This window comes from Stenotrophomonas sp. UBA7606, assembly GCF_002477705.1.
GTDB lineage: Bacteria > Pseudomonadota > Gammaproteobacteria > Xanthomonadales > Xanthomonadaceae > Stenotrophomonas.
The window spans coordinates 1-21,409 of the sequence record NZ_DLJW01000010.1; the positions used below are offsets into that span (position 1 = coordinate 1).

A 21,409-nucleotide genomic window follows, 5' to 3' on the forward strand; every position below is an offset into this window, starting at 1 on the left:
TGGCCTTGCCGACAATGTCCCGGACCTGATGCAGACGGCATTGCCGGTTCTTCCTTGGGTTGACCGGGAAAGCCCCTGCCGAGCATGGCTCGGCACTACATGCAGCAGGTTGGAGTTACGTAGTGTTCCAATGGCAATCCTGCGCTGGGCAGCCCCGGCATGGCAAAGTGCAGGGGAATTTTCCGAGCCTGTTGGCGGTCTGATCGCGGGCCTGCTTCGCTCATCCACCGCGTACCGCTGATGACTTTTATCGTATCGCTGCTCCTGCCGCTGCTGGCCATCCTGTTCTGGTGGCCGGTCAAACCCCTGTCCACCTGCCAACGCCGTTGGCGTACCGGCATCAGCCTGGTGCTGGCCCTGATAGGCCTGGGCTTTGCGACGCTATGGCGGCTGGATATCTTCAGCTATTCGGTCGAGGCCTGGATCCAGCTGGTGTTTGGCTGGGTGCTGGTGATGTATATGCTGGTACTGGTGTTCGTGGTGGTGCGCGGGGTCGGCTGGCTGCTGTCGCGCCTGTTGCCACGCACTTCCCGCTTGGCGACGCTGTGGCATGGCGCCGGCCTCAATCACGGTGCTGCCATCGTGATCGTGCTGCTGGCGACGCTGGGCATCTACAACGGACTCAAGCCACCGCAGGTGCATGAGCGCGAGCTGATCGTCCCCCACCTGCCCAGGGAGATGGACGGCCTGCGCATGGCAGTGCTGGCGGATCTGCATATCAGCCCGGTCAAGCGCAGCTGGCGCACGCAGCGCATCGTGGATGCGACCTTGGCGGCCAAACCCGACATGATCGTATTGCCTGGCGACATGGCCGACGGTGGTCTGGACGACAGCGGTCGTTTCGCCGCGCCGCTCGCGCAGCTCAAGGCGCCTTACGGCGTCTGGTTGGCACCAGGTAACCACGAGTACTACTACGACTACAGTGCCTGGATGGCGCATTTCCGGCAGATGGGCCTGGGTGTGCTGGAAAACCAGACCGCGCTGTTGACAATCAACGGCCGCAGGCTGGCGGTCTCGGGTATCGGCGACCTCGCGGCGCTGAAGCCGAGCTCGTACATGCACGGTGGGCTGGCACCGGACATGCCGGCGGTGGTGGCCGGCGGCAGTGGCGCCGATGTGCATGTGCTGTTGGCGCATCAGCCCAAACAGGCGCGCGCGGCAGCGGCGACCGGTGCGTTCGACCTGCAGGTTTCCGGGCATACCCACGGCGGCCATATGTGGGGATTCGACCGCTGGGTGGTGGCCCCGTTCAACCATGGCTATGTGCGTGGCCAGTACCGCGTGGGCGACATGGTTTTGTTCGTCAGCAACGGGGTGGGCCAATGGGATGGTTTCACCGCACGTCTTGGGGTGTCCTCCCGCATCGATGTGCTGGTGTTGCGTAGTCCTGCCTTGAAGTAGTGCTGTAAGCCGCGACACTGACGTTGCCCAACGCCGTGGAAGCCCTGCCATCTGATGGTGCGTGAGCCTCGCTGCTTGCGCCGCTCCGGCAGAAGGCGCCGTTGTGGCGACCTGTCAGGTGTCGAGATCGGCGTCGCTGCCCTCTGGGTTCCTGCGTTTGTCCGGCATCAGTTTTGGTAGCGCACTCACCACCGCCAGCGCCGCGAGCGTGGTAATGAAGGCCACCATTTCCATGCCCATGCCGGCGGCCATGCCGATGGCGGCCGTCATCCAGATACCGGCCGCGGTGGTCAGGCCCTGGATGCGCTCTTCATTGTCGAGCTTGAGGATGGCACCAGCGCCGAGGAAGCCGATGCCGGAGACGATGCCCTGCATCACGCGGGTGACATCGGCGCCCGAAATGCCCATTTGCAAGGGTGCAAGTACGAACAGCGCCGAACCTACCGAGACCAGGATATGGGTCTTCAAGCCGGCGGCGCGCCCTTTGCGCTCGCGCTCCAGGCCCAGCAGTCCGCCGAGCACGATGGCGGTGGCCAGCCGCGAGACGATGACGGTCAGTGTGCCCACATCGGGAATGGCAAATTCGGCGGCCAGCGCCTGTCCGACTTCTTCGGTGATGCTCATGCGAGGGCGTCCTGGGTTGTGGTGGCAGGGCTGGCGATGGAGTGCTGATCGTGCGCAGGGTTTGCTTTACCGGTGGTGATGCCGATGTGCTGCCGGTGTGAAAAGCGAGGTTTTCCATTCGGGGTGTCCGGTGGGCCCCGCAAAAAAAAACGGCCCCGTGAGGGGCCATCTTTGTGGGTGTGGATCAGGCAATCAAAGCGCTATCTGGTCGAAGCGTTCGACCCGGGTGTGGCCGTGGGTGGCTTCGCCGGTGCGCGGCTGCGGGTAATCGCTGAGACGGTCGACCAGCACGGTCTGCAGGCCGGCTTCGCGGGCGGCGTCCAGTTCTTCGACCACGTCGGACAGGAACAGGATCTCGGCCGGGGCAATGTTGATGGCCTTGGCGATGTGCGCGTAGCTGGCGGCCTCGCGCTTGCCGCCGACTTCGGTGTCGAAGTTGCCGGAGAACAGGCCGTTGAGGTCACCGGCATCGCTGAAGCCGAAGAACAGCTTCTGCGCCGGCACCGAGCCGGAGGAGTACACATACAGCGGCAAGCCGCTGGCCTTCCAGCCGCGCAGCACGTCAGCGACTTCCGGGTACAGGTGGGCGGTGTAGTCGCCGTTGCGGTAGCCGCTGTCCCACAGCATGCCTTGCAAAGCCTTGAGCGCGGTGTGCTTGCGGTCCTGGTCGATCCAGCCCTGCAGGGTTTCGACGATGACGTCGTCCTGGCAGGCGCTGGCCGAGATTTCAGTGGCCACCGCGTCCAGCCACTGGCGGACCTGCGGCTCATTACCGTGGGCCTGGACGAAGCCGGGCAGGGCATTGCGGGCGTACGGGAACAGCACTTCCTTAACGAAGGAGATGCTGGAGGTGGTGCCCTCGATGTCGGTGAGGATGGCTTTGATGGTCATGCTTTCGGGTCCTGCGCGGCATTCTTGCTCGCGCGTTGTGCGGTTGGTTTGAGGCTTGAACAGCGTAGAGCTGCCCTTACCCCAACCCCTCTCCCGCTCTGGCGGGGAGGGGCTCAAGCAGAGCAGGGGCTCAAGCGAAGCAGCGGCTTATGCCGCGCTGGGCTCGTAGCGCGGGAAGCGCTGGGCGATGTCGGTGCCGGTGAAGTGGCCGACCCAACCGTCCGGCTCGGTGAAGAAACGGATGGCGGCAAAGCTGGGTTCTTCGCCCATGTCGAACCAGTGGTTGACGCGGTCGGGGACGGCGATCAGGTCGTCCTTGACGCATTCCACCTCATAGACCTTGTCGTCCACGTGCAGGGTAAACAGGCCCGAGCCGGCGACGAAGAAACGCACTTCGTCTTCCTTGTGGTAATGCTCGTCGAGGAACTTCTTGCGGATCTCGGCGCGCGCCGGGTTGTCCGGGGCGATCGAGGCCACGTCCACGCTCTTGAAGCCATGCTCGGCCACCAGCCGATCAATGTCCTCGCGGTAGGCGGTGAACACTTCTTCCTGGCTGGCCCCCGGGGCCACCGGGTGCTTGGCCTGCCAACGTTCAAAGGTGACGCCGATCTTCTTCAGTTCGGCGGCGATGACGGTGCCGTCGCGGCTGTCCAGCAGCGGTGCGTCCGGGGCGGTGTCGTTGAAAATGCGCAGTCGGCTCATTGGGGGACTCGACGTAGTAAGGGAGAAGATCAGGCGTGGCCGCGCAGGCGGCGCAGTTCCAACTCACAATGCAGCAGGAACTCGAAGGCTTCCAGGTGGCGGCGGGCTTCGGCCATGTCGCGGCCCCAGGCGTAGAGGCCATGGCCGTCGATCAGGTAGCCCCACATCGGCCCCTTGTCGAGCTCGGCCTCGACCTGGGCGGCCAGCACGTCCATGTCCTGGGTGTTCGGGAACACCTTCAGGTCGACCGCGGTTTCGTGGGTGGCGTTGCCGTGCAGGGCCTTGAGCAGCTCATAGCCTTCCAGGCGGATATGGCCGTCGCTGCCATACAGGCGCGAGGCGATGGTCTGCACCGGCGAATGCGTATGCAGCACGCAGCCGACTTCCGGGAAGCGAGCGTAGAGCTGGGTGTGCAACAGAGTCTCGGCGGACGGGCGCAGGGGGCGGCCAACGGCCTTGCCGTCAAAATCCACCACCATGATGTCGCTTTCGATCAAGCGGCCCTTGTCCTTGCCGGACACGGTGATGGCCGCATGGTTGTCGTCCAGCCGGTGCGAGAAGTTGCTGCTGGTGGCAGGCGTCCAGCCGGCCTGGGCCAGTTCACGGATGTTGTCGATCAGCAGCTGGGCCAGTTCGCTCAGTCGCTGGGCGTCGTAGGGGACAGTAGGCGCGTTCATGCCGCCATTCTACTAAGAACGCCCCAAGGTTCATGCATCTATCCGGATGGAGCTGATATTGGCATGGAATATGCCGGAAACGGCTAACCCCGGCCCGTAGCCCGGGTAAGCGAAAGCGCACCCGGGGCCTTTCGAGGATGCCTGTCACCCAACTCCCAGGTGCGCTTCGCTTACCCGGGCTACGGGTGATGCGGATAGCCCGGTAACGAAAAAGCCCGGGATCGCTCCCGGGCTTTGGCTTCCTTCACTGCAGGCAACTCAGCTGCGCTTGGCCTTGTTCTCGGCGTTCAGCTTGCTGTGGCGCATGCCGTACAGGAAGTAGATGACGAAGCCGGTCACCGTCCAGATGCCCATCAGCATCCAGTTGTGCAGGGTCATCGCGGTCAGCAGGCCGATGCAGCTGAGCACGCCCAGGCTGCAGATCAGCCAGGCCATCGGGATGCGGAACGGACGCGGCAGGTCCGGCTGGGTGCGGCGCAGGACCAACACGCCGGCGCAGACTGCGGCAAAGGCGATCAGCGTGCCCATCGAGGTCAGCTCGCCCAGGATGTCCAGCGGGAACAGCGCCGCCAGCAGGGCGATGCCGATGCCGGTGATCACGGTGTTGATATGCGGCGTGCGGTACTTGGGGTGGATCTTGGTGAACACCGGCGGCAGCAGGCCATCGCGGCCCATGATCATGAAGATGCGCGGCTGGCCGATCACCATCACCAGTACCACCGAGGCCAGGCCGATCAGTGCGCCGATTTCGACGATGATGCGCAGCCAGTCGAGCTGCGGGTGGGCGGCAACCGCGGTGACTACCGGCTCGGCGGTGCCCAGCAACTGGTAGGGCACCAGGCCGGTCATGACTGCCGCCATGCCGATGTACAGCACGGTGCAGATGACCAGCGACAGCAGCATGCCGATCGGCAGGTCGCGTTGCGGGCGGTGCGATTCCTGCGCCGCCACCGACACCGCCTCGAAGCCGATGTAGGCGAAGAACACCATGGCCGCGCCGCGCAGCACGCCTTCGAAGCCGTATTTGCCTGGGCCTTCGTTGGCGGGGATGAACGGGGTCCAGTTGCTGGTGTCCACGTACTTCCAGCCGGCAATGATCACCAGGATGATCAGGCCCGTCTTCAGTACCACCATGGCCATGTTCATTGCCGAGGACTTGCTGATGCCCACGTAGCACAGCCAGGTCAGCAACAGCACCAGGATCGCCGCCGGAATGTTGGCGATGGCACCGGTGGGCTTGAGCTGCGCATCCAGCGGTGCATTGACCAGTGCCGCCGGCAGGTGGATGTCGAAGTGGTTGAGGAAGCTGAGGAAGTAGCCGGTCCAGCTGACCGCTACCGCCGACGCCGAAACACCGTACTCCAGCACCAGCATCCAGCCGATGAACCAGGCCGACAGCTCGCCGAAGGTGGCGTAGGTGTAGGTGTAGGCACTGCCGGAGACCGGCACCATCGAGGCGAACTCTGCATAGGCCAGGGCGCAGAAGGCGCAGCACACGGCTGCCAGCACGAAGGACAGCATGATGGCCGGGCCGGCATGGTTGGCTGCGGCCTGGCCGGTGATGACGAAGATGCCGCCGCCGATCACCGCACCGATGCCCAGCGCGGTCAGACCCCAAGGGCCCAGTGTGCGGCGCAGGCTCAGCCCGTTGGCTTCCTGGTGTGCGGCGTGTGGGTGTTTTGTGGCCCAGAGTTGCTTGAACATGTTTCGGGTCTTCGCTCGTCGGTGCGCGTTGGTGCTGCGCGAAAACCGGCGCACAAGGCGCCGGTCGGGGTGGTTGGTCAGCGGTGCTGGTTGAGCTTGCTGTGGCGGATGCCGTAGCCGAAGTAGATACACAGGCCGAGCAGGGTCCACAGCACGAATACCAGCCAGTGCGCGGCGAAGGCCATGGCAAACAGGCCAAGGCAGATCAGCGCGCCCAGCGGTGCGACCAGCCATACCGCCGGTACGCGGAACGGCCGGTTGATATCCGGCTTGGTCCGGCGCAGTACCAGGATGCCGATGCAGACGGTGGCGAAGGCCAGCAAGGTGCCCATGGCGACCAGTTCACCCAGCACGTTCAGCGGTACCAGGCCGGCCAGGGTTGCCGCCAGGACGCCGACGATGATGGTGCTGATATAAGGCGTGCGGTACTTGGCGTGGACCCTGCCGAACAACGGCGGCAAAAGGCCATCGCGGGAGATGGTGTAGGCGATGCGGGTCTGGCCCATCATCATCACCAGCACCACCGAGGAAAGGCCGGCGATGGCACCGATTTCCACCCAGGTCTTGAGCCAGGCCAGGTTGGCGTAGGGGCTCAGTGCGGTGGCCACCGGCTTGTCGGTACCCAGCAGGTGGTAGGGCAGCAGGCCGGTGAGCACGGCGCACACGATGATGTAGATCAGGGTGCAGACCGCCAGTGAGCCCAACAGCCCGATCGGCATGTTGCGCTGCGGGTCCTTGGTTTCGCCGGCAGCGGTGGAGACCGCGTCGAAGCCGATATAGGCGAAGAACACGATGGACGCCGCGCGCAGCACGCCACTCCAGCCGAACTCACCGAAGGTGCCGGTATTGGCAGGAATGAACGGGGTCCAGTTGGCCGGGTCGATGTACATGGCGCCAAAACCGACGAACAGGCAGATCACCGCCACCTTGATGGCGACGATGACGGCATTGACGAAGGTGGACTGGGTGACGCCGACGTATAGCAGGCCGGTGATGGCGGCCACTATCAGTACCGCAGGCAGGTTGAACAGCTTGCCCGAAGAGATGAAATGACCGTCCTGCCAGGCGATGGGGGCAGCGGTAAGTGCGTCGGGGAAGGGCAGGTTCAAGGTGGTGGTGAGGAAGCTGATCAGGTAAGCCGACCAGCCCACCGCCACCGATGCCGAAGCAAACAGGTATTCCAGCACCAGGCACCAGCCGATGAACCAGGCCACGCCTTCGCCCATGGTGGCGTACGAATAGGAATAGGCACTGCCGGAAACCGGCATCATTGCCGCGAACTCGGCATAGCACAGGCCGGCGAAGGCGCAGGCCAGGCCAGCCAGCACGAAGGACAGCATGATCGCGGGCCCGGCATGGTTGGCCGCAGCCTGGCCGGTCACCACGAAGATGCCGGCGCCGATGACTGCGCCCATGCCCAGCAGGATCAGATGCTTGGCTGTGAGGGTCCGCTTGAGCGTGGCTTCGCCTTGCAGGCTGCCTTCGACCGGTTCACCGGCATCGACATGTGCAGCCGGTTCGACCGGTTTGACCCTCAACAGAGTTTTAAGCATTGCGCTGGTTCCCAAACTGTTTGATGGCCCGCGCGCCGGGGCGGCGGGACCGTTTTTGTTGCGCCGCAAGCTGAACGGTCGGCAACCACCCTACCTTGCCAAAGGTGGCGAAACTCGACAAGCGCAACTGCAACATCGACAGCGATAATGGCTGCCGGATCGAAATGATGGGATGTGCTTACAGTCATGCTTGCGGCGGATCGGCAGTTGCGACAGGCGCTTACGGATTACTCCCGGGTACATCGGGACCATGACGCGGTAGCGCATGAGTTCCTGACCCTGCTTGAGGAGGGTGGGGTGGACCCCTTCACCCGTGAACGGCTGGCCGGCCACTTCACCGGCAGTGCCTGGTTGGTCAGTGCCGATGGCGAACGGGCTTTGCTAACCCACCACCGCAAGCTGCAGCGCTGGTTGCAGCTGGGCGGACATGCCGACGGTGACCATGATCTGGCGGCGGTGGCCCTGCGCGAGGCCGAGGAAGAGTCGGGCCTGCAGGGGCTGGTACTGGCGTCAACGGCAATCTTTGATCTGGACAAGCATTGGATCCCTGAGCGCAAGGACGTGCCGGGGCATTGGCATTACGACGTGCGCTACTTGGTGGTGGCCGCTGCCGATGAGCGGTTTGTGGTCAGTGAGGAGTCGTTGGAGCTGGCGTGGCGGCCGGTGGCCGAGATTGCCGGGGACAGCGATGAATCGCTGCGCCGCATGGCCATGCGCTGGATGCAGCGCGGAGGGTAGGCGCGGCGGAAGACCGTCAGGCTCGGTGTGATTTTTCCGCGTCTGTTTGTGTTGCGGGAAAGCCCTGTCGAGCATGGCCCGGCATTTCGGCTCCCTCCCTTTCGCGCAGCGAAGGGGAGGGTTGGGGAGGGGTGATCTTGCTGTTGTGTGCCTGGATAGCCGCATGCCGAGCATGGCTCGGCACTACATTGGTTGTGCCGGGAAGGGCGCTGCCGAGCATGGCTCGGCACTACCTTCAGTACAGGATGCGGGTGCGCAGGGTGCCCTGGATCGCTGCCAGTTCCTCGCGGATGGCCGCGGCCTGTTCCTCGGTGGCGCTGATGTCGATCACCACGTAGCCGACCTTGGGGTCGGTGCGCAGGAACTGGCCATCGATGTTCAGGTTGTGACGCGAGAAGATCTCGTTGATCTTGGACAGCACGCCCGGCACATTCCGGTGGATGTGCAGCAGGCGCAGGCTCTGCTCGTGTTCGGGCAGGGTCACTTCCGGGAAGTTGACTGCCGACAGGGTGGAGCCGTTGTCGCTGTAGCGCACCAGCTTGGCGGCCACTTCCACGCCGATGTTCTCCTGCGCTTCCAGGGTGGAGCCGCCCACGTGGGGGGTCAGGATCACGTTGTCATGCGCTGACAGCGGGGATTCGAACAGGTCGCCATTGCCCTTGGGTTCAACCGGGAACACGTCCACCGCGGCGCCGCCCAGGTGGCCCGAGCGCAGCGCTGCATCCAGCGCGTCGATATCGACAACGGTGCCGCGCGCTGCATTGATCAGGTGCGCGCCCTTCTTCATCTTGCTCAATTGCTCGGCACCGATCATCCACTGCGTGGAGCCGTTTTCCGGCACGTGCAGGGTGACCACGTCCGAGCGCGCCAGCAGGTCGTCCAGGCTGATGGCCGGGTGCGCATTGCCCAGCGACAGCTTGGTTTCGATGTCGTGGAAGATCACATGCATACCCAGTGCCTCGGCCAGTACACCGACCTGGGTGCCGATGTGGCCGTAGCCAATGATGCCCAGCGTCTTGCCGCGGACTTCATGGCTGCCCGCAGCCGACTTGGACCAGCCGCCGCGGTGGCATTCGGCATTCTTCTGCGGGATGCCACGGGTCAGCATGATCGCCTCGGCAATCACCAGCTCGGCCACCGAACGGGTGTTGGAGTAGGGCGCATTGAAGACCGGGATGCCGGCCAGTTCGGCCGCTTCCAGGTCAACCTGGTTGGTGCCGATGCAGAAGCAGCCCACCGCGATCAGGCGCTTGGCATGCGCCAGTACCTCGGCGCTGAGGTGGGTGCGCGAGCGGATGCCGACGATGTGGGCTTCGGCGATGCGCGCCTTCAACTCCTCTTCCGGCAGTGACTTGCTGTACAGCTCGATCTGCGAGTAACCGGCCGCCTTGAAGACGTCCACGGCGGTCTGGCTGACCCCCTCAAGCAACAAAACGCGGATGTCCTGCTTCGGGAACGAGGTCTTCTTGGGCGACATGTCGTGGACGGCGGCGAAAGGTGGGTAGGTCGCCAACTATGCCAGAACGGCGCGCCGATTTGTGCGCTGCGCAACGCGGCAAGGCCTTGATGGCAAAAGGTTTCATATGAAATCCACGGCGCGCGTGAGGCCTCACTACGGACACTGGACGGCACGCGGCCGGGCTGTCACGCTTGGCGGCTTTCACGCCGCCGAAACACCGCCATGACCGATCCGCGCCTGGAAACCCTGTTGCAGTCCTGCCCCGAGCTGCGTCTGAAGACCGACGCTGGCGACCTGGAGCACTACGGCCGCGATTGGACCCGGCGCTGGACGCCGGCGCCGCTGGCCATCGCCCTGCCGGGCAGTGTGGAAGATGTACAGGCGGTGATGCGCTGGGCCAACGCGCACAAGGTGGCCGTGGTGCCGTCCGGCGGTCGTACCGGCTTGTCCGGCGGCGCCGTGGCTGCCAATGGCGAGCTGGTGTTGAGCCTGGAGCGCATGAACAAGGCGCTGGCGTTCGATGCGGTGGACCGCACCCTGGTGGTGCAGGCCGGCATGCCGCTGGAAGCGCTGCACAACGCGGCCAGGGAACATGGGCTGATCTATCCGGTGGATTTCGCCGCGCGCGGTTCGTGTTCGATCGGTGGCAATATCGCCACCAATGCCGGCGGCATCCGCGTGATCCGTTACGGCAATACGCGTGAATGGATTGCCGGGCTCAAGGTGGTTACCGGCAATGGCGAAGTGCTCGAGCTCAACAAGGGCCTGATCAAGAATTCCAGTGGTTACGACTTCCGCCAGCTGATGATTGGCTCGGAAGGCACGCTGGGCATCGTGGTCGAGGCCACCGTGCGCCTGACCGACCCGCCGCCGGCCACCAATGTGATGGTGCTGGCGTTGCCGTCCTTCGAAGTGCTGATGCAGGTGTTTGCCGCGTTCCGCGAGCGGCTGCAGCTGGAGGCCTTCGAGTTCTTCACCGATCTGGCGGTCAAGCACGTCACCGCGCATGGCGCGCAGTATCCGTTCGAGGACATCCACCCTTACTACGTGGTGACCGAATACGCCTCCGCCGACGAGGCCGGCGAAGCCGCCGCGCTGGCGGCATTCGAGTACTGCATGGAGCAGGGCTGGGTGCTGGATGGTGTGATCAGCACCAGCGAAGCACAGGCACAGCAGCTATGGCGCCTGCGCGAAGGCATCACCGAGTCGGTGGCGCGCTACAAGCCATATAAGAATGATGTGTCGGTGCGGATATCGGCGATGCCGGCGTTCCTGGCTGAAACCCAGGCGCTGATCAATGGCGCCTACCCGCATTTCGAGGTGGTCTGGTTCGGCCATATCGGTGACGGCAACCTGCATATCAATGTGCTCAAGCCCGACGACACCAGCGATGCCGAGTTCCTCAGCCAGTGCGAGCACGTGACCAAGCTGCTGGCGCAGGTGCTGCACCGCTTTGACGGCAGCATTTCGGCCGAGCATGGCATCGGGCTGGTCAAGAAGGCCTACCTGGCCAGCACCCGCAGCGATGCCGAGGTGGCCTTGATGCGCGGGGTCAAGCGTGTCTTCGACCACAACGGTCTGCTGAATCCGGGCAAGGTATTCGACCTGTGAGCGTGGGCCCGCTACTCTTTGCCTCCTTCTTTATCCGATGTTGACCTGACGATGATTCGCCCGATCCTGTTCTGCGCGTTGCTTGCCCTGCCGATGTCGGTGTTCGCCTCCAGTTTTGCCGGTAGTTCGGCAGGCTCGGCCAGCGGGGCTTCCTCCAACTCCTCGGGCAGCTCGTCCGGTGATGACAAGGTACTGCTGGACGCGCGTGATGATGCGGCCAATTTTGTCGCCAGCGAGGGCGTCATTCGTGGTGCCTGGCTGGAAGCGGCGTTCATCCAGCTGCGTGAGCGCGATGCTGCCGCCCGCGACGCCAGCGACCTGGTCCTGGCACGGAAGATCCTGGCCCTGTGATGGCCGGCAGCCGGCCGCCGCGCTGGCGGTGGTTGGCGTCATGCGTGTTTGCTGTGGCTGCGGCCACCGCCTCGGCGCAGGTGCCGCTGCAGGTTGAACTGACAGACCCAGAGCTGAGTGCCGCCGAACGGCAGGCAACGCTGCAGTTGATGGACGATGTGCTTGCGCGCCTGCCGGCGCGGATGCAGCAGGCGGCGCCGGCCCCCCTGCAGCTGCGCTGGCGGCAGGACCTGCCTGCGCATGTGCAGGGCCGCGCGACCGGGCGCAGGCTTGGGCTGGATCGGCGTCTGCTGGCACCGTTGCTGCAGCAGGACGACGCTGCCTGGCAGCACGCGCGGGCGGCCCTGATTCATGAAATCGCCCACGCGCTGGATCGTTCTGCGCAGGGCCGATGGTCACGGCAGGCGCGCTTCCTGGACCTGGCCGGCTGGCAGCAACGGCCACTGCTGCCGGGGCGCAGCCGTAACCGCAATAGTCTGCGCAGCCCCGATCTGTACGAGCTGCACAGCCCCGCGGAGTTCTTCGCGGTGAATCTTGAACACTACCTGCTGGACCCGGACTATCGCTGCCGGCGCCCTGCCTTGCATGCGTGGATGCAGATGCAGCTGGGCAGTGTGCCAGGGGCAGTGCCGGCGGCTTGCACGCAGACCCTGCCGTTGATGCAGGCCGACGAGCAGGCAGGCAGCATCGCCCTGGTTGGTGTGGACCCGGGGCGTGTCTATCAGGTGGACTATCTGCTGGCCGAGGGCAACAACCAGCTGATGAGCCGGTGGGGCCACAGCATGCTGCGGTTGGTGATCTGCGCGCCTGGACGAGTGCGGGGGCCGGCTTGCCGGATGGACCTGCAGCACCACCTGGTGCTGTCTTTCCGCGCCTTTGTCGGCGATGTGCAGATATCCAGCCTGCGCGGACTCACCGGCTCCTACCCCTCGCGGCTGTATGTGCTGCCGCTGAACCGCGTGATCGACGAGTACACCAAGGTCGAGCTGCGCCCGGTTTCATCCACCCCACTGGCGCTGCAGCCTGAAGAGATACAGGCCTTGTTGCAGCAGGCAGCACAGCTGCATTGGGCTTACGACGGCCGTTACTACTTCATCAGCAACAACTGCGCGGTGGAGACATGGAAGCTGCTGCATGACGGGGTGCCGCGTTTTGGCGAGAAGCCGCTGGCATCGATCACCCCTACCGGCCTGCTGGCGCGCCTGCGCAGCCAGGAGCTGAGCAGCGCCGCGCCGTCGCATCGGGCACAGGCCATCCGCGAGGGCTACTACTTCGAATCGGCGGCCGCCCACCATGCAGCGGTGTTCGCTGTTGCGCGCACGGCGCTGGCGCTGCCGGTGCAGACCTCCGATCAATGGTTGGCGCTGCCTGCGGCACAGCGGCGGCGCTGGTTCGCGGCCGCTGATGGCAAGGCGCTGGCCGCGCTGCTGGTATTGGAGCAGGCAGCCTGGCGGCGCCAGGAACTACTGGCCCGTGATGCCCTCAAGCGGCAGTTGTTGTCACCGAAGGCGGGCGCCGCACAGCGGCAGCAGTTCGACGCGCTGATGGCCCGGGCCGGTGCACTGCTGGCGCCCGGAAGCCTGCCGCTGCCCGGCTACGGTTTGCCGTCTTTGGCCGAACGCGGTGCGCTGCAGGCGCAGGTGGCCGACGGTGCTCAGGCCGCTGTCGGCCAGTGGCAGGCCTTGCGCCAGGCGGCGGTCGCGCTGCTGTCGCCGGCCCAGCAGGCCGAATTGGCGGACCTGGAGGCAAACCTTGAAAGCCTGCGCCACGGCCTGCGTTTGCGGTACGGTACGCAACCAGCGGAGTCGGCCGCTGTTTCTGCAGCGGCTCGGGATGGTTTCAAGGAGAAAACGGTTGAGCACGATGGCTGACCCACAGCGGGGGGCGACTGAGGGGGCGTTGGCGCAGGGGGTGATGCAGTTGCGCTCCTGCGCGATCCTTGGATTGGATGGGGATGGGCAGATAAACGCCTGCAATGCAGGGGTGGAGCCCATTTTTGGCTACAGCCGCGACGAACTGTGCGGCAAGGGCTTTGCCTGTCTGTTCAGTGCCGCCGATGCCGGCCGTGGCACCGACCGGCAGGTGCTTGAACGCGCGCTGGAACAACATTTCGAGGAAATGGGCCTGCCGATGGTGCGCAAGGACGGCACCCGTTTCCGCGCCACGCTGATGCTGGAACAGGTAGGCACCGCGCAGCGGCCGCAGGTGCTGGTGATGGTGCGTGACATCAGCGAGTACTTCCAGACCCAGAAGCGGGTGCGCGAGGCGCAGGAAATCGCCCTGCGTGCGCAGCGCCTGGATGCGGTCGGCAAGTTGACCCTGGGGCTGTCGCACGACTTCAACAATCTGCTGTCGGTGATCGGCAACAGCCTGGACATGCTGGCCGCGCGGCGTACCGGCGACGAAAGCGCGCGCCGCATCATGGATATCGCCCACCGTGCGGTGGAGCGGGGCACCCAGCTGACCCGGCAGATGCTGGCTTTTGGCCGTGGGCAGACGCTGGTGCCGCAGCGCAGCCATGTGCATGACCTGGTGTACGGGTCATTGGAGCTGTACCGCCGTGTCTGCGGGCAGACCATCCAGCTCGCTGTCGAGTTGGAAAAGGACCTTCCGCCGATCTCGGTGGACGTGGGCCAGTTGGAGGCGGCGCTGCTCAACCTGCTCAGCAACAGCCGTGATGCCATGCACGGGGTGGGCAGGGTGGTGCTGGAGGCGCGCCAGCAGACCATGCTGGTGCCCAATGGCCATGGCGAGGAGGCACCATTCGTCTGCATCACCGTGGGTGACAGCGGGCCGGGCATCCAGGCCGAGATCCAGGACAGCGTGTTCGAGCCGTTCTTCACCACCAAGGGGGTGGGCGACGGCAGCGGCCTGGGCCTGAGTCAGGTCTACGGCTTTGCGGCGCAGTCAGGCGGCACCGCCATCATTGGTACGTCGGCACTGGGTGGCGCGGCCATCTCGTTGTGCTTCCCGGTGGCACACGCAACGGCATGAAGAAGAAAGGGCGCCGTTGGCGCCCTTTCACTGTTGCGTCAGTCGGCGCGGCCGCCGAATTCACCGGTGGTGGTATTCACCAGGATGCGTTCGCCGTTGACGATGTACTCGGGCACCATGATTTCGATGCCGGTGTTGAGCTTGGCCGGCTTGGGACGCTTGGTAGCCGTGCCACCCTTCAGTTCCGGCGGGGTCTCCACCACTTCCAGGGTCACGTGCTGCGGCATCTGGATCGCTACCGGCTGGTCGTCGATGACCTGCACGTAGATGCCGGTCAGGCCTTCGGTGATGTAGCCGGCGTCATCGCCGATCACGTCCGCATCCAGCGTGTACGGGGTGTAGTCCTCGTCGTCGAGGAACACGAAGGCATCGCCATCCATGTACGAAAAGCTGGACTGGCGGCGCAGCAGCTCGACTTCGTTCAGGTTGTCATCGGCATCGAAGCTGGCATCGAGCTTGTTGCCGCCCGGCACGCTGTACATGATGAAGCGGAAGCGGACGTTGCCGCCGCGGCCCTGCGGCGAGCTGCGCTCGATGTCGCGGACCTGGTAGACGCCGTTGTTGTACTCGACGACGTTGCCTTTCTTGATGTCGTTGGCTTTCATAAATACGGGGACTGGGGAATAGGGAATCGGCAATGGAAGGTCAACCACCTTCCATGCAACGGGCAGGCAATGAGGTTCAGGCAAGGGTGAAGCGATAGCGGGGTTCTAATCCCCGCTCTCTACTCCCCATTCCCGGCTCAATTACTTACTTCGGTGCCAGACGCACGGCACCGTCAAGGCGAATAGTCTCACCGTTGAGGTAGGTATTGCCAATGATATGGCCTACCAGGCTGGCGAAATCGGCCGGCAGGCCCAGCCGCGACGGGAAGGGGATGGAGGCGGCCAGCGATTCCTGCACGTTCTGCGGCATGCCGTCGACCATCGGGGTCCAGAACACGCCCGGGGCGATGGTCAGCACACGGATGCCGAAACGGGCCAGCTCGCGTGCCATCGGCAGGGTCATGCCGACCACGCCGCCCTTGGACGCCGAATACGCGGCCTGGCCGATCTGGCCTTCGTAGGCGGCCACCGAGGCGGTGTTGATGATCACGCCGCGCTCGCCGTCGCCGTTGGCCTCGTTGTGCTGCATCAGCTCGGCGGCGGCCTTGGCGACGTTGAAGCTGCCGACCAGGTTGACCATCACCGTGGTCTGGAAGTTGGCCAGCGGCATGGCCGCCTCGCGGCCGAGCACGCGGCCGGCGCCGAGGATGCCGGCGCAGTTCATCACCACGTTCAGGCCGCCCAGGAACGCGCGTGCGGCGGCCAGGTTGGCGGCCACGCCGGCTTCGTCGGTGACGTTGGTGCTGAAGTAATGCGCATTGTCGGCGCCCAGCTCGGCGACCGCGGCGGCGCCTTTTTCGTCGTTGAGGTCGAACAGGGCGACCTTGCCGCCATTGGCGACCAGGTACTGGGCCACGCCCAGGCCAAGGCCGGAAACGCCACCGGTGATGACGGCACGAACGGAGGACAGCTGCATTGGAACAATCCTGCGGGAAAGAACCGAAGATTCTAGCCGATGGCCAGCCTGCGCCAAGTACGCGACCGGACCTAGCCCAGGCGCCTTGCGAAGGCGTCAGGTGCCAGCCCGGGCGCGAACAGGAAGCCTTGCCCCACCGGTACTCCCAGCCCCAGCAGGAAATTGCGCTGGGCCTCCGACTCGATGCCTTCGGCCACCAGTCCCAGCCCCAGGCTGCGGGCGATGCCACAGACCGCCTCGCAGACCGCCACATCGGAGGGGTTGTCCGGGACGCCACTGATGAACAGCTGGCTCAGTTTGAGCCCATGGATGGGCAGGGTGCGCAGGTAGTTGAGCGCGCTGTAGCCCTCGCCGAAATCGTCGATGGTCAGCACCACACCCATCTCGCGCAGTTCGGCGAAGGTGCGCAGGGTGGCGGGAGCATCTTCGATCAGCACCCGCTCGGTGAATTCCAGTTCCAGTGCCTGGCCGGGCAGCCGGTAGTGGGCCAGCACGTCGCGCACCTGGCGGGCCAGGCGGTCACCACTGAACTGGCGATAGGAGACATTGATCGCCACCCGTACCAGCCCACGGCCCTGATCCTGCCACTCGCGCACCTGGCGGCAGGCCTGGTGCAGTACCCATTCGCCGATGCGTACGATGTCACCGGTGTTCTCCGCATGGCTGATGAAGATGTCAGGCCGCAGCTCGCCAAGCTGGCGGTCGCGCCAGCGGATCAATGCTTCGCAGGCCACCGTGGTGCCGCTGCGCAGCTCCACCTGCGGCTGGTAGACCAACCGGAATTCATCGCGTTCCAGCGCCTTGCGCAGGCGCCGTTCGATCTGCAGGCGGTCGCGCTGGCGCCGTGCCAGTTCCGGCGAGAACAACTGCCAGCCGTTGCGGTCACGGCGCTTGCATTCGTACATCGCCAGGTCGGCGTTCTGGATCAGCTGTTGCGGGCGCTGGCCGTCGCGCGGCGCGCGGGCGATGCCGATGCTGGTGGTCACCGCGAACTCATCCTTGCCGAACTGGAACGGCGGCACGAAAGCCTGAGTGATGGCCTGGGCCAGCCGTTCGGGGCGTTCTGGCAGGTCGCGGGCGTCACAGGTAACCACGAACTCATCGCCGCCGAAGCGGGCCAGCAGGCCTTCGGTGCCAATCGCGTCGCGGATGCGCCGGGTGGCTTCGATCAGCAACTGGTCGCCGGCGTTGTGGCCCAGCACGTCGTTGACCATCTTGAAACGGTCCAGGTCGATGTACAGCACCGCCACCTCGGCATGCGAGGGGTTGCCCAGGCGCGCTTCCAGGTCGGTCAGCGCGGCGTCGCGGTTCATGATGCCGGTCAGCGGGTCGGTGCGGGCCTGGTTCTTGAGCGTTTCCTCGGCGTGCTTGGGCTCGGTGATGTCCTGCAGAGTGCCGGCAATCCGGCTGGAGGCCAGGTCGCCAGCCTCGACTTCGCCGATCATGCGGATCCAGAAACTGTGGCCGTCGCTGCGTTGGCCCTGCAGTTCCAGCTCAAAGCCGTTGCGCAGTTCCACGACCGTATCCATTGCCGCCAGCAACTGCAGGCGCGCGGCCGGGCTCAGGCAGGCCACCAGGCCCTCCAGATCCGTCGGTGCGAGTTGCTGGCCGAGGATGCGCTGTGCCTCGCCGGTCAGGTACAGGCGCTGCTGGCTGCGGTCCCACTCCCAACCGCCAATGTGCGCCAGCGACTGGGCGCGATCGAACAGGGCGTGGTCCCGCTTGAGTTCGGTGATGTCACTGAACAGGGAAAACACATGGTCGGGCAGGTCGCAGCCGGAGGAAAACACCGGTACGGTGGTGATCGATATCCAGATCATGCGACCGTGCGGACGGTGGTACAGGCCGATGATGGTGCTGGGGATGATGCGGCCTTCGCGGAAGGCCTTGGCCACCGGCCATTGCTCACTGCGCAGGCGGCGGCCGCGCTCGTCGACGGTGATCCAGTCCTCGTTGTCCAGCGGCACCCGCGAGGGGGTTTGCACGCCGGTGTTGAAGATCCGGTGCGCGGCCGGATTGGCGGCAAGGATGCTGAGGTTGCGGTCGAACAGCATGACGCCCTTGTCGATCGATTCCAGCAGCAGCCGGTAGCGCGTTTCGGCCTGCCAGCGCCGGCTCAGGTCGCGGGCCACGGCAACGATGCAGTGCTCGCCGTCATGCTCGAACGCGGCCGAATGCACCTCCACCGGGAAACGGCTGCCATCACCGCGCATGTTGGTGACTTCCACCACGTAGGTTTCGCCGCGGTTGAGCGTCTCCCAGACCGGCTCCAGGTGGTCGGCGGGCAGGTCGGGGTTGAGCAGTTCGATGGGTTGGCCGACGATTTCCTCGCGGGTGCGGCCGTAGGCGCGCACGCCCGCGCTGTTGACGTCCAGCACCGTGCCGGTGGCGCTGAGGATGCTGACCGGGTCGGGTACCGCATCGAACAGGGCGGCATAACGGCGTTGCGCGGACTGGCGTTCGCTCATGGCTTCACGCAGGGCGTCCCGCGCGGCCAGCAGCACGGGTTGCAGCTGCAGTGGCAGGGGCTGGTGCAGGGCCTGTTCCAGACCGGCGAGCGCATCCACGTGGGCGGTCGGGTGACCACCGTCGTCGGGAACTATGCGCTGGCCGGATCCGGTCATGACACTGTCATTGCCCTGGCTGTCTTGCTGCCTGTCTGCCGGCCCAGCCGTTCGGCGAGCCAGTTCCCCGTTGCGGCCAGCGCGGCAAGATCAATGCCGGTGACCATCCCCATGCCGTGCAACATATACACCACATCTTCGCTGGCGACATTACCGCTGGCGCCACGGGCATAAGGGCACCCCCCGGTGCCTGCCACCGCCGAATCTACCACGCGTACACCTGCCTCAAGGCAGCTGGCGATGTTGGCCAGGGCCTGGCCGTAGGTATCGTGGAAGTGCACGGCAAGGTCGGCCATGGGCACTTCACCGGCGACGGCCAGCAGCATGGCGCGGGCCTTGGCCGGGGTGCCGACGCCAATGGTGTCGCCCAGTGAAATCTCGTAGCAGCCCATGGCATGCAGACGTGCCGCCACCTTGACCACGTCGGCCAGCGGCACCTGGCCCTGGTAGGGGCAGCCCAGCACGGTGGAGACATAACCCCGCACCTTCACACCATCGGCCTTGGCGCGGGCCAGGATGGGTTCAAAGCGCAGCAACGACTCATCGATGCCGGCATTGGTATTGGTGCGGTTGAACTGCTCGGAGGCCGCGGTGAATACCGCAACTTCCTCCACGCCCACCGCGCGGGCGCGGTCATAGCCCTGTTCGTTGGGCACCAGTACCGGGTAGCTGATGCCGGGGCGGCGCTGGATGCCGCTGAACACCTGCGCGGCATCGGCCAGCTGCGGTACCCATTTGGGGCTGACGAAACTGGTGGCTTCGATGCTTTTCAGGCCTGTGGCCGAAAGCCGATCGATCAGGGCGATCTTGTCGGCGGTGGCGACCTGCTGCTTTTCGTTCTGCAGGCCGTCGCGCGGGCCTACTTCAACAATACGGACGAAATCGTTCACGGTGCTTTCCTGTCAGCCCACCTGGGGGCGCGTTTTTCCAGGAAGGCGCTCAATCCTTCCTTGCCTTCATCGGAGGCCCGCAAGGCGGCGATAAGGCCCGCGTTGGCGCGGTCCAGGCCGTCGCGGTCGCCGACCGCAGCACAGACCTCGCGCACCAGTATCTTGGCCGAGGCGGCGGCTACCGGCCCGGCCTTGGCCAACAAGGCCAGTTGCGCCTGTACGGCGGCGTCAAGCGCGTCGGCCGCGACCACCTGGTGGACCAGGCCGATCTGCAGGGCGGTGGCGGCCTCGAAATGCTCGCCGGTGGCGAACCAGCGGCGCGCCTGGCGGGGGCCGATGGCGGCGATGACATAGGGTGAAATCACTGCGGGTAGCAGGCCCAGGCGGCTTTCGGTGAGGCCGAAGCGGGCCCCTTCGGCGGCGATGGCGATGTCACAGCAGGCCACCAGGCCGACACCGCCACCAAAGCTGGCGCCTTGCACGCGGGCGATGGTCGGCTTGGGCAACTCGTCCAGGGTGCGCATCAGCCGTGCCAGTGCCAGCGCGTCAATGCGGTTTTCTTCCTGGCTGGCGCTGGCCATGGCGCGCATCCATTGCAGGTCCGCACCGGCAGAGAACGAGGCACCATTGCCGGCCAGCACCACGGCGCGCACGCTGGGGTCGTTGCCCACCGCTTCCAGCGCCTCGGTGAGGGCCTGGATCAGGCCGGCGTCAAAGGCGTTGTGTAGCTCGGGGCGGTTCAGGGACAGGGTGGCTACCGCGCCCTGGTGGTGTACGTGCAACGCATCGCTCATCGGGAAAGCCTGTCTGACGTTATCGCGCGCATGATTGTTGGCGCCGGCCGGCTTTGACAAGGGCGGGGGGCACCGTTGTTCCAAAGGGTTGGACGGGAAGGCTTGCGGGGCAAAGGTTTCAGGCGTTACTACAGCATTGGCGGCGCGCGCTGGGCCGGCACGGTGCAGGGCATGTTCGCGGTGCATTGCGCGTGGTGGCCGCTACCATGGGCCTCTTCCATGGGAGTGATGCGCATGTCTGTCGTGCTGTATGGATCGCAAAGTACCGCTTCGCTGGTGGTGCACTGGTTGTTGATCGAGCTGGGCATCGCCCATGAACTGCACCAGCTTGATTTCGAGCGCCGCGAACAGAAGTCGCCGGACTACCTGGCATTGAACCCGGCCGGACGCGTGCCCACCCTGCTGATCGATGGACAGGTGCTGACCGAATCGGCGGCCATCGCCATGCACCTGGCCGATCTGCACCCGCAGGCCGGGCTGGCGCCGGCACCGGGTACCCCGGCGCGGGGCGACTATTACCGCTGGATGTGTTTCTGCGTGTACACCCTGATGCCTGCCTACCGCGGATGGTTCTACCCGCAGGAGCCCGCGGGGCCGGCGTTTGCCGATGCCGCGCGCGAACAGGCGCGCCAGCAACTGGAAGCCGCCTGGCAGCAGTTGGACGCCCATCTGGCAGGCAAGGGCCCCTACGTGCTGGGGGCGCAACCATGCACGGCCGACTTCATGTTGACCATGCTGATGCGCTGGAGCCGCAACATGCCGCGGCCCACCGACAGCTGGCCGGCGCTGGCCGCGCATGCCGCGCGCATGAAGGCGCGACCTGCCTTTGCCGAGGTCTACCGGCGCGAGGGCATCAGCGACTGGCGTTGAGGGCG

Annotated in this window: 20 protein-coding genes; 8 read left to right on the plus strand and 12 right to left on the minus strand. The window is 65.3% G+C overall.

Annotated features, from left to right (window positions below; all coding sequences use genetic code 11):
* Both B2527_RS01910 and B2527_RS01915 read left to right on the plus strand, forming a co-directional pair.
* Nucleotides 1-241 (plus strand): hypothetical protein (locus B2527_RS01910; RefSeq protein ID WP_293705859.1); only part of this gene is annotated, 241 nt, incomplete at its 5' end.
* Nucleotides 241-1,401 carry a metallophosphoesterase gene (locus B2527_RS01915; protein WP_293705860.1) on the plus strand — a complete coding sequence of 387 codons (1,161 nt, stop codon included), beginning with the start codon at nt 241-243 and terminating at the stop codon, nt 1,399-1,401. The genes B2527_RS01910 and B2527_RS01915, both read left to right, overlap by 1 nt.
* Nucleotides 1,402-1,515: 114 nt before the next feature.
* On the opposite strand, the gene B2527_RS01920 is transcribed toward B2527_RS01915, so the two are convergent.
* The 6 genes from B2527_RS01920 to B2527_RS01945 form a co-directional block, all read right to left on the minus strand.
* Complete coding sequence (locus tag B2527_RS01920) at nt 1,516-2,025, minus strand: MgtC/SapB family protein (RefSeq protein ID WP_293705861.1); 510 nt, start codon at nt 2,023-2,025, stop codon at nt 1,516-1,518.
* A gap of 192 nt (nt 2,026-2,217) precedes the next feature.
* The gene (gene mtnC, locus B2527_RS01925) at nt 2,218-2,916 is read right to left on the minus strand and encodes an acireductone synthase (protein WP_293705862.1); all 699 of its coding nucleotides are present in this window, start codon (nt 2,914-2,916) and stop codon (nt 2,218-2,220) included.
* A gap of 147 nt (nt 2,917-3,063) precedes the next feature.
* Nucleotides 3,064-3,618, minus strand: a complete 555-nt coding sequence (locus tag B2527_RS01930; protein ID WP_293705863.1) for a 1,2-dihydroxy-3-keto-5-methylthiopentene dioxygenase — start codon at nt 3,616-3,618, stop codon at nt 3,064-3,066.
* A gap of 29 nt (nt 3,619-3,647) precedes the next feature.
* On the minus strand, nt 3,648-4,295 hold the full coding sequence (locus B2527_RS01935) for a methylthioribulose 1-phosphate dehydratase (protein ID WP_293705864.1): 648 nt from the start codon (nt 4,293-4,295) through the stop codon (nt 3,648-3,650).
* Nucleotides 4,296-4,553: 258 nt separating this feature from the next.
* Complete coding sequence (locus B2527_RS01940) at nt 4,554-5,999, minus strand: amino acid permease (RefSeq protein ID WP_293705865.1); 1,446 nt, start codon at nt 5,997-5,999, stop codon at nt 4,554-4,556.
* A gap of 77 nt (nt 6,000-6,076) precedes the next feature.
* Complete coding sequence (locus B2527_RS01945; RefSeq protein WP_293705866.1) at nt 6,077-7,552, minus strand: amino acid permease; 1,476 nt, start codon at nt 7,550-7,552, stop codon at nt 6,077-6,079.
* Between the two features lie 186 nt (nt 7,553-7,738).
* Here B2527_RS01945 and B2527_RS01950 point away from each other — a divergent pair, with 186 nt between their 5' ends.
* Nucleotides 7,739-8,290, plus strand: coding sequence for an NUDIX hydrolase (locus tag B2527_RS01950; RefSeq protein WP_293705867.1), 552 nt, complete (start codon nt 7,739-7,741; stop codon nt 8,288-8,290).
* A 235-nt stretch (nt 8,291-8,525) separates the two neighbouring features.
* On the opposite strand, the gene serA is transcribed toward B2527_RS01950, so the two are convergent.
* Complete coding sequence (gene serA / locus B2527_RS01955) at nt 8,526-9,767, minus strand: phosphoglycerate dehydrogenase (RefSeq protein WP_293705868.1); 1,242 nt, start codon at nt 9,765-9,767, stop codon at nt 8,526-8,528.
* Nucleotides 9,768-9,971: 204 nt separating this feature from the next.
* On the opposite strand from serA, the gene B2527_RS01960 reads away from it, so the two are divergent.
* Genes B2527_RS01960 through B2527_RS01975 form a run of 4 tightly spaced genes read left to right on the plus strand, consistent with a single transcriptional unit; the run spans nt 9,972 to nt 14,705 of the window.
* A complete protein-coding gene (locus B2527_RS01960; RefSeq protein ID WP_293705869.1) occupies nt 9,972-11,360 on the plus strand; it encodes an FAD-binding oxidoreductase in 1,389 nt (462 codons plus the stop codon).
* 51 nt (nt 11,361-11,411) lie between these two features.
* Complete coding sequence (locus B2527_RS01965) at nt 11,412-11,711, plus strand: DUF2388 domain-containing protein (protein ID WP_293705870.1); 300 nt, start codon at nt 11,412-11,414, stop codon at nt 11,709-11,711.
* Between the two features lie 44 nt (nt 11,712-11,755).
* Nucleotides 11,756-13,582 carry a DUF4105 domain-containing protein gene (locus B2527_RS01970; protein ID WP_293705871.1) on the plus strand — a complete coding sequence of 609 codons (1,827 nt, stop codon included), beginning with the start codon at nt 11,756-11,758 and terminating at the stop codon, nt 13,580-13,582.
* Nucleotides 13,575-14,705, plus strand: a complete 1,131-nt coding sequence (locus B2527_RS01975) for a two-component system sensor histidine kinase NtrB (RefSeq protein WP_293705872.1) — start codon at nt 13,575-13,577, stop codon at nt 14,703-14,705. The genes B2527_RS01970 and B2527_RS01975 overlap by 8 nt, the downstream gene beginning before the upstream one ends.
* A gap of 38 nt (nt 14,706-14,743) precedes the next feature.
* Here B2527_RS01975 and yeiP read toward each other — a convergent pair whose 3' ends face one another.
* The 5 genes from yeiP to B2527_RS02000 all read right to left on the minus strand — a co-directional run bounded on the left by yeiP (nt 14,744) and on the right by B2527_RS02000 (nt 20,534).
* Nucleotides 14,744-15,310: an elongation factor P-like protein YeiP gene (gene yeiP / locus B2527_RS01980; RefSeq protein WP_293705873.1), complete on the minus strand. Its 567-nt coding sequence runs from the start codon at nt 15,308-15,310 to the stop codon at nt 14,744-14,746.
* A 145-nt stretch (nt 15,311-15,455) separates the two neighbouring features.
* Nucleotides 15,456-16,226, minus strand: coding sequence for an SDR family NAD(P)-dependent oxidoreductase (locus tag B2527_RS01985; RefSeq protein WP_293705874.1), 771 nt, complete (start codon nt 16,224-16,226; stop codon nt 15,456-15,458).
* Nucleotides 16,227-16,297: 71 nt separating this feature from the next.
* Nucleotides 16,298-18,850: a sensor domain-containing protein gene (locus B2527_RS01990; RefSeq protein ID WP_293705875.1), complete on the minus strand. Its 2,553-nt coding sequence runs from the start codon at nt 18,848-18,850 to the stop codon at nt 16,298-16,300.
* Nucleotides 18,847-19,740 (minus strand): hydroxymethylglutaryl-CoA lyase, encoded by an 894-nt coding sequence (locus B2527_RS01995; protein ID WP_293705876.1) that lies wholly within the window; start codon nt 19,738-19,740, stop codon nt 18,847-18,849. Before B2527_RS01995 ends, B2527_RS01990 begins: the two co-directional genes overlap by 4 nt.
* Nucleotides 19,737-20,534 (minus strand): enoyl-CoA hydratase-related protein, encoded by a 798-nt coding sequence (locus B2527_RS02000; RefSeq protein WP_293705877.1) that lies wholly within the window; start codon nt 20,532-20,534, stop codon nt 19,737-19,739. Before B2527_RS02000 ends, B2527_RS01995 begins: the two co-directional genes overlap by 4 nt.
* Before the next feature lie 234 nt (nt 20,535-20,768).
* On the opposite strand from B2527_RS02000, the gene B2527_RS02005 reads away from it, so the two are divergent.
* The gene (locus B2527_RS02005; protein WP_293705878.1) at nt 20,769-21,404 is read left to right on the plus strand and encodes a glutathione S-transferase family protein; all 636 of its coding nucleotides are present in this window, start codon (nt 20,769-20,771) and stop codon (nt 21,402-21,404) included.
* Nucleotides 21,405-21,409: the final 5 nt, after the last annotated feature.